Here is a 12,028-nt window from a genome sequence, read left to right as displayed (position 1 = left end):
GGAACGGCGGCCGAAGTGGCCGCGGCAGATCTAGCTGCGCGCGGCGATCGCGAGGCCGGTGGCAATCATGGCGCTGCCGGCCACCCGGTTCAGCGCCCGGACCGCCCGGGTGGTGCGGAACCACCGTGACGATGCCGCAGACAAGAGCGCATAGCCACCCATCGTGACAACATTGACCGCGAAAACGACGGCAAGCACCGTCCCGATCCCGAAGCGATCAAGGCTTTCGAGGTCGAGGATCAGCGGCATCAGGCTGGCATGAAAGAGGATCGCCTTCGGATTGCCGAAGCCGATGGCAGCGCCAAGCGCCAGCGAGCGCATCCATCTGCGCTCGCCCGATGCCACCTCCGCCTCAACCGTCGCAGCCGCGCGCCACATCCGATATCCGAGGAAAATCAGATAGCCGGCGCCAGCATATTTGATGGCAAGAAACAGCCAGCCGAACGTCTGTGCAATGACCGTGAGGCCAGCAAGTGCGACGCTTACGAGCACCATATCGCTGAGCGCGATACCGAAGCCACAGGCCAGCGCCGGGCCAACACCGCGGCTGATGCTGGTGGAAATGACCGCGAACATGGCAGGCCCCGGAGTGACCGCGGCCAGGAACAGTGCCAGAGCACAGGTGGAGATAACAGCAAGGGTCATGGCTAAGGCCTGGGAAAATTCCTCGATCCAAGCATATAGGCACGATCGCTCGACCTACACAAATAGACAAACACACAAAAAATTGGATCCACGCGCATATACAATGACATGCGCAAGACAAACCGAAACAATCTTCAAGAGAAGAAACACTCGAAAACATATCTCGAGAAAAACCAGGCCTCACGATCTGTAACTATTCAATTTAAATCTCGTCGACTTCAGAATTTATTTTGGAACCATGTGCGCTCCACCTCGTTTAGCTACCAGATCATATCTCCACCCCTGACGCTTCCTCTGCCGCCTGACAATTGGCCGTCTTTGCGCCAAGCACCGATCCAACACGCGGGAGCGTCTCCAGTGACCAGGCATTTCAAGTATAACAAAGAGGCCCTGCTTCGTGGCTGGGACGCAGTCTACGATCTCGAAGAGTTCATTGTGGCCTATCGCCTGCCACCGCTTGCCGCGCGCGAAATCTTCGCAAAGGCCGGCCCCCGCCGCCTCGATCTGGCAAATGCGATGGACGCACGAGACATAACGGCGCCCCGGGACCAGTCGAGACACACTCAAGGTGCTTGAGTGAAGTTCGTTGCGCTGGCGCGACAACGCGTGCAGGGTGCTCCATCGACAGCGATTGAAGCGGGCGCTGTCGCAAACAGGCCTTTCCGTGCCTGCGCCCCAACCAAAGGAGGACGTAATGTCTTCCAGCAATCCAGAACACTATCTTGATTCAGACGACCTCAGCCTGTTGGTCGAGGTGCTTACCGTTGCCGGTTTCTACGGAACGACAGCGACGGCAGATCCGGCCGGACGGCTTGCCGCGGCACGCTTTCTGATGACTGCTCTCGAAAGCGGCATCGACACCAGCGCGACGCTCGCCGCAGCACTTGTAGAGCGTGCGGATGCCTCAAACGGCGAACATCAGACGCCGGCACAGTTGAAAGCTGAGGCGATTGACCGATGGGATGACGAAGGCGGCGCCGTTTCGGATGTCGTCGCCAAGCCTGCGGCCTGACCGCCGCTTGCGGCTAACCGATTGATCGCGTGCGCTATTCCGGCGCCGGTGAAGGGAGAATTCTATGTACACGCTGCCCAACCTGACGGGCCATAATCTCAGCCCCCACGACATCGTGGTGGTCCGGAGGGTTTTTGAAGCGACCTGCTCGAAAATATGTATTCAGCGTCCCGGCGACCATGCCGACCGCCTGGCCAGATTCATTGTGGACGAGTTTGGCTTCGGCAATACCGACGAGGCTTCGCTCCTTGAATGTGCCCTATGGCATGAAACACGGGGCATCTTGCCCGAGGCGAAGCGCCACTCGCTCGTTGACATGCGAACAGCATTGGCCCGAGAGAACCACGATTTCGGCTGAACACAGGCAACAGATTTACTGTCAGTCGTCGCTCTAGCCGTCCAACTGTAACCGCCATTCCAACCGTCCGATCTCCGCTATCTGGCCGCCGCTCACGGGCAGCCAGCACGGCCAGGCGCGTCGCCTGGAACATGACAGTGAGCCCTCGAACAACAGGAGCCATCATGGCCAAGGACATCAAGACACTGGACGTGCTTTTTCACGATACGTTGAAGGACGTCTACTTCGCCGAGAACAAGATCGTCGACACACTGCCGAAGATGCGCGATGCCGCCAAGAGCAAGCCGCTCAAGGACGCGTTTATCAAGCATCTCGCAGAGACAAAGGTCCATGTCGAGCGATTGGACGAAGTGTTCAAGATCATCGGCAAGAAGCCTGAGAAGAAGACCTGTGACGCGATCATGGGCATCACCAAGGAAGGCGCCTCGATCATGGAAGCGTATCAAGGCTCGCCCGCGCTCGACGCCGGACTGCTTGCAGCCGCACAGGCTGTCGAACACTACGAAATGTCACGCTATGGCACGCTGAGGACCTGGGCGCTGGAACTGGGCATGAAAGACGCCGCCAAGCTGCTTCAGACGACGCTCGACGAAGAGCAGGCGACGGACATTGCCCTGACCGCGATCGCCACCAAGGTCGTCAATCAGTCCGCCGAAAAAGCGGCCTGACACAAGCACCAGCCCGGCTTGATCCTTTATCGAGCCGGGCAAAGGCTGCGGTTCCGGCGGCCATCTCGACCCTCTCTGCGAATTGAAGAGGTCGAGCGCATCCCCGGCCCGCACCGTTATTCCTTCTTCGCCCGCAACAGGGATTTCGCCCGCCGCCGGGACGACGACATCACCGCCTTTTTCCTCACCGATTTCCTCGCCCGCCAGTTCGAAACCTTCGTCATCGAACCGCTCGGCCTGGACCGGCATCCGGAGCTGAGGGACATGTATTTCGGCCATTACCGCAAGCTGGTCTATCTCTCGCAGCAGGAGGATCTGGCCCTGCAGGAAAAGGCGAAGAAGGCGGCGGACTATCTCGGGCTTGAATACGAGTACCGCTTCACCGGCTATGGCGATCTCGCGACCTCGCTGATCAGGGCGTGAGTATGCGACTTGTCGCGCATGGCGCGCGGTGTCGCAGGTTGGGGCATCACACGCTGGCCCTGCTAGCGCGCATTTACTCTATCGGCTGATTGGGCGCTCCGACCGGCACACGCGCCACGATGGGCCTTCCCGCATAGGACAGAACGCTGCACAACCTGCTGGCTGCAACTCCACCGCTGACCACAGGATTGCCCGTCATGAGCGCACTGCTTTCCGCCGAACTCGCCTGGTACGCCACCGGCCGCTTCTACGAGGCGAACGACGGCACGTTGGCCGACTACGGCTATTTCCTGCACCTGCCTTTTCTTGATGCCCAGATGTTTGATGGAGAACCGGGCGAAACGACTGCCCATTTCACCTTCGCCGCCAAGCCTTTCAAGGCGCAAGCGGCAGCAAACGGTGTCCTGTCCCTCGGCCTCGACCCGGTCGGCGAATTTTCGCTTTATCTTCAGCGCAAGCCGGCTGGAACCTTCGATGACCCCACCTCCTTCGCCAAGGGAGAATGCATCGCCACGTTCCGGCGGACCAGCCTGGTGGTGGGGACGACGGTCTCCGACACCATCGCTGGGACGACGGCCGTGCTGTTCGGCACCAATGTGTTTTCGGCCCGCCTGATTGCAAGCGCACCGTTTGATTTCGGCGGTCTCCGCCATGATGTGGCACACTATCTCGGCGCGGGCATCACGCAATTCGGCACGTCCGCCGCCACGCAGATCGAGCCGACGCCGGTGGGCTACAAGCGGGTGCTGCCGTTCACGGGCTCGGCCATCGCCCTCGGTCGAGCCGACTAGAGCCGATCACGGAGGCTGATGCCGCCAGCGCCCATTGCCGCCGGCAACGACATTGTCTGACGGCGGCGGAAGCAGGAACCGAGCACTTTACGGCGAGCCTTATATAGGGTACCCCCCTATATAATATTGGAGCCAGCGGCATGAGCAATCACCAACACGACCATCATCACCACCACAGTCACCACGGGCATTCGCATGGCGAAGGACGCGTGCTCGCGGCGCGCCACGATCACGTCTTCCTTGGCGGCAATCACGAGCGCAACGAGCGGCGGACCTGGATCGTCATCGCGGTCACCGCGACGATGATGGTGATCGAGATCGCGGCCGGGCAGGTCTTCGGGTCGATGGCGCTCGTTGCCGACGGCTGGCACATGTCGACCCATGCCGCCGCGATGCTGATTGCTGCACTCGCCTATCTCTATGCGCGCAAGCATTCGAACAACCGCCGCTTCACCTTCGGCACCGGAAAGCTTGGCGACCTCGCCGGCTTTTCCAGCGCCATCGTGCTGGCGCTCATCGCGCTGCTGATCGGTTGGGAAAGCCTCCAGCGCCTGAGCGCACCTGTCAGCATCGATTTCAGCGAGGCCATTCTCGTCGCCGTGGCCGGCCTCGTCGTCAACCTGGTCTGCGCCTGGCTGCTGAAGGATGATCACGGCCATCACCATCACGAACACCATGGGCATCACCACGGACACCATGGCGGGCAGGATCGAAACCTGCGCGCCGCCTATCTGCACGTCCTCGCCGATGCGCTGACCTCGGTTCTCGCAATTGTCGCGCTCGGTCTGGGCGCGATCTATGGCTGGCTGTGGCTCGATCCCGCCATGGGTATCGTCGGCGCAATCGTCATTGCGCGCTGGTCCTTCGGTCTCATCCGCGACACCGGAGCAACCTTGCTGGATTACCTTCCCGAAGGCGAAGACCTGCCCGAAGAAATCGGCGAGATCGTCGCCAAGGAAGATGCCGAGATTGTCGATCTGCACGTCTGGCAGCTCGGACCGGGTCACCACGGCGCGATCGTCTCGCTTGTCGCCGACAACCCGCGGGCACCGTCCTATTATCGTGAGAAGCTTGCCGCCATTCACGATTTGTCGCATGTCACCGTGGAGGTGGAAGCACGGGCCGCATAGTGACAGCGCCCGAAACCGGAGTGACCGATGACCCATACCATCCGTGAAAAACAGAAGCTCATCAACCGGGTCCGTCGGCTCCGGGGCCAGATGGAGGCGGTCGAACGGATGCTTGAGGAAGAAAAGGGCTGCGCCGAGGTCATGCAGGTGATCGCCGGCATCCGCGGCGCGGTCAACGGCCTGATGGCGGAAGTTGTCGAGGACCACATCCACATGCATCTGGCCGCGGCCGACCTGTCGCAGAAGGATCGGGATGAAGCCGCGGCCGAACTGGTCGACGTGGTGCGCGCCTATATGAAATAGGCCGGGCGGAAAGGACACCGCCTCCGCCGCCGGAATTAGCGGCATCCCCCGCCAAGCTGCTTCAGACGACGCTCGACGAAGAGCAGGCGACGGACATTGCCCTGACCGCGATCGCCATCGCCACCAAGGTCGTCAATCAGACCGCAAATGCTCTCCTCGCCTTTTTCGTCTGAAGAATTGGACCGATGGGAAAATGAGGGCGGCGGCAGGGCGTTTGATCGCGCCGCAACACCTGGAACGTTCTATTGATCGGAGCTCAGTTCCTTGCCGTGGTTCTCGTATCCTCGGGCACGCCGGAAGGGGACGCTGTTTGCGCCCGTTCTTCGAGCTCGGCTGCGACCCACTCGAGAAACAAGTTGTAAGCGACCGCCAACAGGGTGGGTCCGAGAAAGAGCCCGATCAGCCCAAAGGCAAGCACTCCGCCGACGAGTCCAAACAAGCCGAGCAACACCGGCAGGTTGCTGTTTTGGTTGAGCAGATACGGCCGAAGAAAGTTGTCAATGCTGCTGACGAGCAGGAGCCCCCAGACGGCGACGAAGATCGCCCAGCCCATGGAACCTTGCAACAGCAACCAAAGCGCCACCGGTACCCAGAGAAACGGCGGGCCTCCCGGCACGAATGACAGCGCGAAGGTCAGGCCGCCCAACAATATCGGTTGGGGCACACCGGCGATCCAGAAACCGGTGCCGGCCAGCAAGCCCTGCGCAAGGGCAGTTCCGATCATGCCGTAGACGACACCCTTCACGGTCATACCGATGACCATCAGCAATCTCTTGGCGCGGGGACCGGCAACGCGCTCGCTGATCTGACGCATGAAGCCGATCATGCGGCGACCATGCAGGAACAAAAAGAAGGTGATGAATATGCTGAGCGCGAGCTCAAGCAGGACGGCCCCGAGGGCCGCTCCGCCTGCAAGCGCAATATCGGTGACGGGGCCCGTCAGTTTCTTGAGTTCAGCTATGAACGCTGGGGCGTCATGAGCGAGGTTCTCCCAGTAGGTCGCAACGCCTTCGCCAATAATTGGCAGGCCCTTGACCCAGTTGGGCGGCGCCGACGGCCCCTCTTCCAGGACGTGCGCAATCGCTTCGGCAACAGTCTTTATATCGTCCACGAGCGCGGTCACAAGGAACGCAAGGGGTGCTGCCAAGACAAAGACGACCAGCATCGTCATTATCGCCGCGGCAGCTGGGCGATATCCTCCGACGGCACGTTCGCATTGGCGGTAGAGCGGCCAGGTCGAGAAACAGATCACCGCAGCCCACAACAAAGCCGACAGGAAGGGCCAGAGGACCAGGGCGCAACCGATCACCAGCAGGGCAAGCGCGCCCGTACCGAGAACAGGCCCTATCCATCTGCGAGAACCTGACATTGCCCGATCCGCCTCCTCCAGGGGCACATTTGACAGACGACACACTCGCCCGACACACTCGCCGGATCGAGCATACGACGAGCCTAGGCCCGCATCCGATGGACTGCCGGCGCAGGTCCGACGAGGCTAGAGATTTAAGTGACCGCAACGTGGCTCGCTCACGAACTGATACGACGCAATGTCGGGCAATTGCCCGCCTTGCGAGGTCTCCCTCGGTGTCAGCCCGTGGACGAATGGCTCAATACCAGCGACCGCGACCGTACCAACCGCCGCCGCCGAGCAAGAGAACGATGAGAACGATGATGAGTAGTGTGGTGATATCCATTTGGGTCTCCTGGGAGTACCCTGGTTATCGTCGATCAAGATGATGGACGATGCTATTTTTTGCTGTACTCCAACGTAGGATGTAACGCGCCAGATGTGCCTTCGTTCCGGCGCCCAGAGGCGGGCGGCCATAAAGCCGCCCGCCTTGTCCGGTGGCGTCAACCATCGCGGATGGTTATTCCGCTCAGCTGATCTAGCTCTCATCTTCCGGCGGGCGGGGCGGAACCTTTATCGTGCCCCTGCGTATGCCGTCTTTGAGATTGAGAATATCCAGAAGATCATCCGCTTCATCGCGCGGCAAGTTCGACAGCAGAGAGCCGTGAAGAACGACCGGCTGCCCGGTGAAGACATCGACCACCGCCCAGACATTGTTGGCTTCGACCTTGAGACCGTACCGTAGCGTTGCCATGGCTCAGCCCAGTCCACAATCGGGGTTCACGACCTGGCCCTGATCCGCCAGATGCGGCATGGCTGAGCGACCATCGGCGTTGCCCTGAGGCGGTCTGAAGGCCCAGACATGGACAACCGACAGGGCAACCAGAAGCAGGCAGAAGACCAAACGGGAGGACATTGCGCCTCTCCTTCTTCGAATGAGATCATCGCGGTCGGGCGTCATCAGGCTTAAGTAAGGAAACGTGCAAGCGCCTTTTGCAAGGTGTCGGCAGCCGTTCGGTTCAGGGCCCCTTCGATCGCAGTCTCCAATTCCAAACGATGAGCTTACCACATCGGCAATTGACGCGGGGCTTTATCGAGCGGACAACGGAAAACCGTGATGGAGTGACGGTTAACAGGAGCGCGCATCCCCACCAGCAGACACAACCGCCTCAATTGAAACTCAATCGACGCGCTATATTAAACCAAGTAGATTTGGCCGATGTGGCTTTCGCGGTATCAGAACTTCGAACCGCCCCGATCTCCTAAATTTTCGACAGATACGCAAGCTTCGGTTCCAGTGCTTGGGCCAACGCTTCGTCTCGAAGCACATCTCGCTTCGGGACATCTGTTCGCCCGCGCCAAGCCATCTTTGAGCAGCTGTCCGGCCGACCGTGCCCAAGCACATTTTAAGAGGACTGAGACCATCATGAACACGCTAACGTTCACCAAACGCATCATCCGCAGTCCGCGCGACCAGTCGCCTGTCCACCGTTTTCACGTTGGCCAGCTCGTTCGCTCCAGAGGGGCGCTGACGAGGGAGTCAATTGTCGGAGAAACATATCGCATTACCGCGACGCTGCCGATCCGCGACAATGCGCTCCAGTACCGCATACGCAGCAACGGCGAATGCCATGAGCGGGTAACCGATGAAGGCAATCTCGAACTCGTCAATGCCGGCAACGACGCGATCGCACGGGCCGAACGGGCGTTCAGAACTGCACACATCTTGTAAACACCAAGCCAAGCGGTCCGAACAGATCAGCCACAGGAGGCGATCATGAAGTACCACATACCGGCTCAGATCTATCTCTTCGACTATCGTGGTCTGCTTGCCTGGATTGCCCTTTCGCTCGCGATCGCCGTCGTCGTTACCACAATCCTCTTCGGGCGGATCTTGTGATGGCGCGGCGCGAAGATGAATGCACGTCTTCACGCGTCTACCCGGCCGACCCACCGCTGGCCAACTTGGCTTACCGCTAAAAGGATCACACCATGCCACTGAGCTTCCCAAACCAATCCCGAAGCTTCGATGGTGCGAGGAACGCCGTTCGCTTCCTTGGCCACGACGGCATGTTCGAAGTGCCCTTCTATGTCGAGGCGGCGGCTCTGGCCCGTGGCGCGCCCACCCGGACGACCGAGGCGGCCTGCCTCCAGGCATTCGACGCCGCACGCAACTCGATCTACGAAGTCGCAAGGGCAGCCTATGCCAACGGGCGCCGGACAATCTATATCCTCACAGCCGCGGACTTCCGCTAGATCTCGGCCGCTAGATCTCGGAAGGAAACCCGCGGCACCCGCTCGCGCCCAACACCCCCTGGTCTCACAGGATCGCCGCCCTGTTCGGCGACATCACTGTCCACGTCCCCTCTCCCCGCAGGCGGCGACAGGGTGTGGCAACCTCAACTCCGTTGTTGAAATGCGTCCCGCTACTGCATGTTTCCTTTAATCGTACCCTATTGAAGGACAAAAACATGCAGCAATTCAAAGTGCTACAGCGACCTTGGCGCGTCTGATAAGACGCGCGGCGCTGTAGCCTGTGGGCGACGCTGTCGCGACCGCTTGTCGCCAGCGCCTTTGGTATTATTGTTCCGCGAACCACAAACCAGGAGCCGTGCATGCGGCACCCGGCAGTTTCACGGATCTGCTGAAATCACCAAGCGACAGGACTTCTCATGAAACTCGGCTTCATCGGCACCGGCGCACTCTCGTCTGCGATCGTCACCGGGCTCAAATCGCTTCCGGGCGAAACCACGCCGGTCGTGCTGTCGCCACGCAACGAAGAGATCGCGGCGGGCCTTGCCGCGCGGTTTCCCGATGTGCGGGTGGCGGCCGACAATCAGGCGGTCCTGGACGATTGCGACACGGTCATGCTGGCCGTCCGGCCACAGATCGCCCGCGAAGTGCTGCCGCTGTTGCGCTTCCGGCCGGATCACCATGTCGTCAGCCTGATCGCGACCTTCTCCTGCAATGAGATCGCCGCCATGGTGGGCCCGGTGAAGCGGGTGACCAAGGCATTGCCGATGCCGATGATCGCGATCCGCCAGGGGCCGACGATCATTTTCCCGCCGGATCCGGAAATGGCAGCGTTTTTCGGCAGGCTCGGCAAGGCGATCGAGGTTGAAAGCGAGAGCGAGTTCGATGTGCTGAGCGTGGCGACTGCCACCTATGCCAGCTACTTCAAATATCTCGAAACGATCCATGGCTGGCTGAAGGACAACGGCGTGGAGGACGCCAAGGGCCGCGACTATGTGGCCTCGCTGTTTGCCGCGTTGGGTCAGGCACCGGCAACGACACCGGATGCCAGCTTCGCGCATCTCGCCGAGGATTACGCGACACGCGGCGGCATCAACGAACAGGTGCTGCGAGAACTGACGGAGCACGGGACGTTCGAGCGGTTCAAGGAAAGTCTCGGCGGTATTCACCGCCGCATCACCGCGGCTTCGTGACGGCAAGGTCCAAACTTCAGAAGCGAAGCTCGATCACGTCCGGAGGATTGCTGTTGCAATCGGAGTAGCGAATCCAGCGCGGTTCGACCCGGAACACCACGGCACCCTTCTCGACAAATTCTCTCTCGGCCGGAACGCTTTTCACATGCGCTTCCTGGTATCGCTCGAGATCATCGGCGGAGACCTTCGTCGCGTCGCCTTCATATTGAACGGTGATGTTGTTGTCCCAGCCGATGACGAGCGCGACACGGCTCTGGTCGGAGAGATTGACGAACTTGCGGGTGTGTTCGAACGTGTCGAACACGATTTCCAGGTCGTCTCGCACCGAGAAATCGATAGCCGCCGCTTCAGGCCTGCCATCCCGGCCGCAGGTCGCGATCACGGCCAAGGTGTGCTGCCTCAAGAAGTCGAGGATCATGCGTCTGGATTGAATGTCGCCCATTGCTTCATCGTCCTGGATGGCTGGGTGCGTTACCGGCGGAACGAATTCAGGCTTTCCTGCCAAGCGCAGCTTGACAAGGCAATGGAGGGAGTCAAGGTGATCTCATAGCCATCGGCAACCATGCGGCGAACCATCAGCAGCGCGGCGCCCTTGCCGTGAGGCTATGTTGAAGAAGATCGCCACGCCTGTCGGAGGAGACAGCAGTGAAATTCCTCGAATATCTGCCCTATGCGCTTGGATGTGCGGCCGGCCTGCTTCTGGCTCTGCTGATCGGTGCGGTCTGCAACCTGACGGAAGACGTAGCGCTGCTCGAGTCCGTGGCATTGGTCGTGCTCGGCGGCGGTGTGGCCGAATGGTACTGGAACCAGTTAAGCCGCCGGTAACGGGCGAGCCTGCATATCTTGGCCCTGTTCACGCATGGGGCCGCCATGACCGAAATCGCCAGTCCGAATCAAGCCGCCGGCAAGCGCCCCGGCCCTATCGTCGTGGTCACGGCGGGCGGTGAGAACCCGTGGATCATGATCAACGCGCTCGCTGGCCGCTTTTCCGATGTGACCGTCATCGAGGAACAGCCGGAATCCAAGGGCCTGTTCCTGCGTCGCCGCGCCCGCAAGCTCGGCTGGCCGATGGCGCTCGGGCAGCTTGCCACCATGATCGCCTCGCGCTTCGGCAAGCGTTTTACCCGTAGCCGCGCGGAAGAAATCTTCGCCACCTACAAGGTCTCGGGAAAACTCGATTCGTCGATCCCGATCAAATCCGTGGCTTCGATCAACGACGCCGACGCCATCAAGCAAATCCGCGCGCTGAAACCCGGCGTCATCTTCCTCATCAGCTGCCGCTTGCTGAAGGCCGAAACGCTTGCCGCGATCCCCTGCCCGGTCCTCAATTTCCATGCCGGCATCAACCCCACCTATCGCGGCCTGATGGGCGGCTACTGGGCGCTGGTCAACGACGATGCGGAGAACTTCGGCGCGACCGTGCATCTGGTCGATGCCGGCGTCGACACCGGCGGCGTACTCTACCAGTCACGCCAAAGGCCGAGCCAAAGCGACACGATGCACACCTATCCGCTGCTGCAGACGGCTGCTTCCACCGATATTGCGATTGCCGCAGTCACAGATGCGCTTGACGGAAAACTGCGGCCCGTCGATGTCGCAGGTCCGTCACGGCAATGGTTTCACCCGCCAATCTGGGCCTGGGTGTGGAATGGGCTCACACGTCGTATCTGGTAAGCGGTGCAAAGGGTTATCGTTCCTGTCGCATGCGCGCTAAAAGCCTGAAACTGTGGGCAATCCGCTCCGAACGGCATTGACGCGCCGGACCACCCGGCCGACGCTCGCGCGTCTCCTGAAGCGCGCCCGCGGCGGCTCGTCGCCCAGCGTCGTTTTTGGACATATCCGACGTCGTGGCGAGATGAGCCCGGACGCCTGTACATGCGCATTGTCGCACCTACAGCGCCGCG

Annotated in this window: 18 protein-coding genes and 1 pseudogene; 14 read left to right on the top strand and 5 right to left on the bottom strand. The window is 60.7% G+C overall.

The annotated features are described in order from the left end of the window. Positions 1–30 precede the first annotated feature (30 nt). Entirely contained in the window at positions 31–645 is a 615-nt protein-coding gene (locus ACTJKM_RS24615) for a LysE family translocator (protein ID WP_440661156.1), read from the bottom strand. A gap of 357 nt (positions 646–1,002) precedes the next feature. Between ACTJKM_RS24615 and ACTJKM_RS24610 the strand changes: the two genes are divergently transcribed. The 8 genes and pseudogenes from ACTJKM_RS24610 (at position 1,003) to ACTJKM_RS24575 (ending at position 5,330) form a co-directional block, all read left to right on the top strand. Then, a complete protein-coding gene (locus ACTJKM_RS24610; RefSeq protein WP_058327017.1) occupies positions 1,003–1,221 on the top strand; it encodes a hypothetical protein in 219 nt (72 codons plus the stop codon). A gap of 118 nt (positions 1,222–1,339) precedes the next feature. Beyond that, on the top strand, positions 1,340–1,657 hold the full coding sequence (locus ACTJKM_RS24605) for a hypothetical protein (RefSeq protein ID WP_057254138.1): 318 nt from the start codon (positions 1,340–1,342) through the stop codon (positions 1,655–1,657). A 64-nt stretch (positions 1,658–1,721) separates the two neighbouring features. Beyond that, positions 1,722–2,015, top strand: coding sequence for a hypothetical protein (locus tag ACTJKM_RS24600; RefSeq protein WP_058327018.1), 294 nt, complete (start codon positions 1,722–1,724; stop codon positions 2,013–2,015). A 164-nt stretch (positions 2,016–2,179) separates the two neighbouring features. Continuing rightward, the gene (locus ACTJKM_RS24595) at positions 2,180–2,683 is read left to right on the top strand and encodes a YciE/YciF ferroxidase family protein (RefSeq protein WP_057254133.1); all 504 of its coding nucleotides are present in this window, start codon (positions 2,180–2,182) and stop codon (positions 2,681–2,683) included. A 46-nt stretch (positions 2,684–2,729) separates the two neighbouring features. Continuing rightward, a pseudogene (locus ACTJKM_RS24590) lies at positions 2,730–3,106 on the top strand (DUF1638 domain-containing protein); the annotation flags it as partial. Positions 3,107–3,303: 197 nt separating this feature from the next. Then, positions 3,304–3,897, top strand: coding sequence for a hypothetical protein (locus ACTJKM_RS24585; protein ID WP_058327019.1), 594 nt, complete (start codon positions 3,304–3,306; stop codon positions 3,895–3,897). A 140-nt stretch (positions 3,898–4,037) separates the two neighbouring features. Beyond that, positions 4,038–5,027 (top strand): CDF family Co(II)/Ni(II) efflux transporter DmeF, encoded by a 990-nt coding sequence (dmeF, locus tag ACTJKM_RS24580; RefSeq protein WP_082663483.1) that lies wholly within the window; start codon positions 4,038–4,040, stop codon positions 5,025–5,027. A gap of 27 nt (positions 5,028–5,054) precedes the next feature. Beyond that, positions 5,055–5,330 (top strand): metal/formaldehyde-sensitive transcriptional repressor, encoded by a 276-nt coding sequence (locus ACTJKM_RS24575; RefSeq protein ID WP_043619696.1) that lies wholly within the window; start codon positions 5,055–5,057, stop codon positions 5,328–5,330. 256 nt (positions 5,331–5,586) lie between these two features. Here the strand turns inward: ACTJKM_RS24575 and ACTJKM_RS24570 are convergent, their stop codons facing one another. The 3 genes from ACTJKM_RS24570 to ACTJKM_RS24560 form a co-directional block, all read right to left on the bottom strand. Further along, positions 5,587–6,699, bottom strand: coding sequence for an AI-2E family transporter (locus ACTJKM_RS24570; RefSeq protein ID WP_058327021.1), 1,113 nt, complete (start codon positions 6,697–6,699; stop codon positions 5,587–5,589). 517 nt (positions 6,700–7,216) lie between these two features. Next, positions 7,217–7,432: a hypothetical protein gene (locus tag ACTJKM_RS24565; RefSeq protein ID WP_058327022.1), complete on the bottom strand. Its 216-nt coding sequence runs from the start codon at positions 7,430–7,432 to the stop codon at positions 7,217–7,219. A gap of 3 nt (positions 7,433–7,435) precedes the next feature. Beyond that, positions 7,436–7,594 carry a hypothetical protein gene (locus tag ACTJKM_RS24560; RefSeq protein WP_156436841.1) on the bottom strand — a complete coding sequence of 53 codons (159 nt, stop codon included), beginning with the start codon at positions 7,592–7,594 and terminating at the stop codon, positions 7,436–7,438. 510 nt (positions 7,595–8,104) lie between these two features. Between ACTJKM_RS24560 and ACTJKM_RS24555 the strand changes: the two genes are divergently transcribed. The 4 genes from ACTJKM_RS24555 to ACTJKM_RS24540 all read left to right on the top strand — a co-directional run bounded on the left by ACTJKM_RS24555 (position 8,105) and on the right by ACTJKM_RS24540 (position 10,124). Then, positions 8,105–8,410, top strand: coding sequence for a hypothetical protein (locus ACTJKM_RS24555; RefSeq protein ID WP_058323487.1), 306 nt, complete (start codon positions 8,105–8,107; stop codon positions 8,408–8,410). Between the two features lie 45 nt (positions 8,411–8,455). After that, positions 8,456–8,578, top strand: a complete 123-nt coding sequence (locus ACTJKM_RS24550; RefSeq protein WP_093234627.1) for a hypothetical protein — start codon at positions 8,456–8,458, stop codon at positions 8,576–8,578. 92 nt (positions 8,579–8,670) lie between these two features. Then, positions 8,671–8,934, top strand: coding sequence for a DUF1488 domain-containing protein (locus tag ACTJKM_RS24545; protein ID WP_057254121.1), 264 nt, complete (start codon positions 8,671–8,673; stop codon positions 8,932–8,934). A 416-nt stretch (positions 8,935–9,350) separates the two neighbouring features. Continuing rightward, entirely contained in the window at positions 9,351–10,124 is a 774-nt protein-coding gene (locus ACTJKM_RS24540; protein ID WP_058327023.1) for a pyrroline-5-carboxylate reductase, read from the top strand. Positions 10,125–10,140: 16 nt separating this feature from the next. Here ACTJKM_RS24540 and ACTJKM_RS24535 read toward each other — a convergent pair whose 3' ends face one another. Continuing rightward, a complete protein-coding gene (locus tag ACTJKM_RS24535; RefSeq protein WP_058327024.1) occupies positions 10,141–10,566 on the bottom strand; it encodes a pyridoxamine 5'-phosphate oxidase family protein in 426 nt (141 codons plus the stop codon). A gap of 203 nt (positions 10,567–10,769) precedes the next feature. Between ACTJKM_RS24535 and ACTJKM_RS24530 the strand changes: the two genes are divergently transcribed. After that, positions 10,770–10,949 (top strand): hypothetical protein, encoded by a 180-nt coding sequence (locus ACTJKM_RS24530; RefSeq protein WP_058327025.1) that lies wholly within the window; start codon positions 10,770–10,772, stop codon positions 10,947–10,949. Between the two features lie 45 nt (positions 10,950–10,994). After that, positions 10,995–11,798 (top strand): formyl transferase, encoded by an 804-nt coding sequence (locus ACTJKM_RS24525; protein WP_058327067.1) that lies wholly within the window; start codon positions 10,995–10,997, stop codon positions 11,796–11,798. The last annotated feature ends 230 nt before the right edge of the window (positions 11,799–12,028 follow it).

The organism is Ensifer sp. 22460 (genome assembly GCF_052044935.1).
Lineage (GTDB): Bacteria > Pseudomonadota > Alphaproteobacteria > Rhizobiales > Rhizobiaceae > Ensifer.
This window is presented reverse-complemented; position numbering and strand designations above follow the sequence as displayed.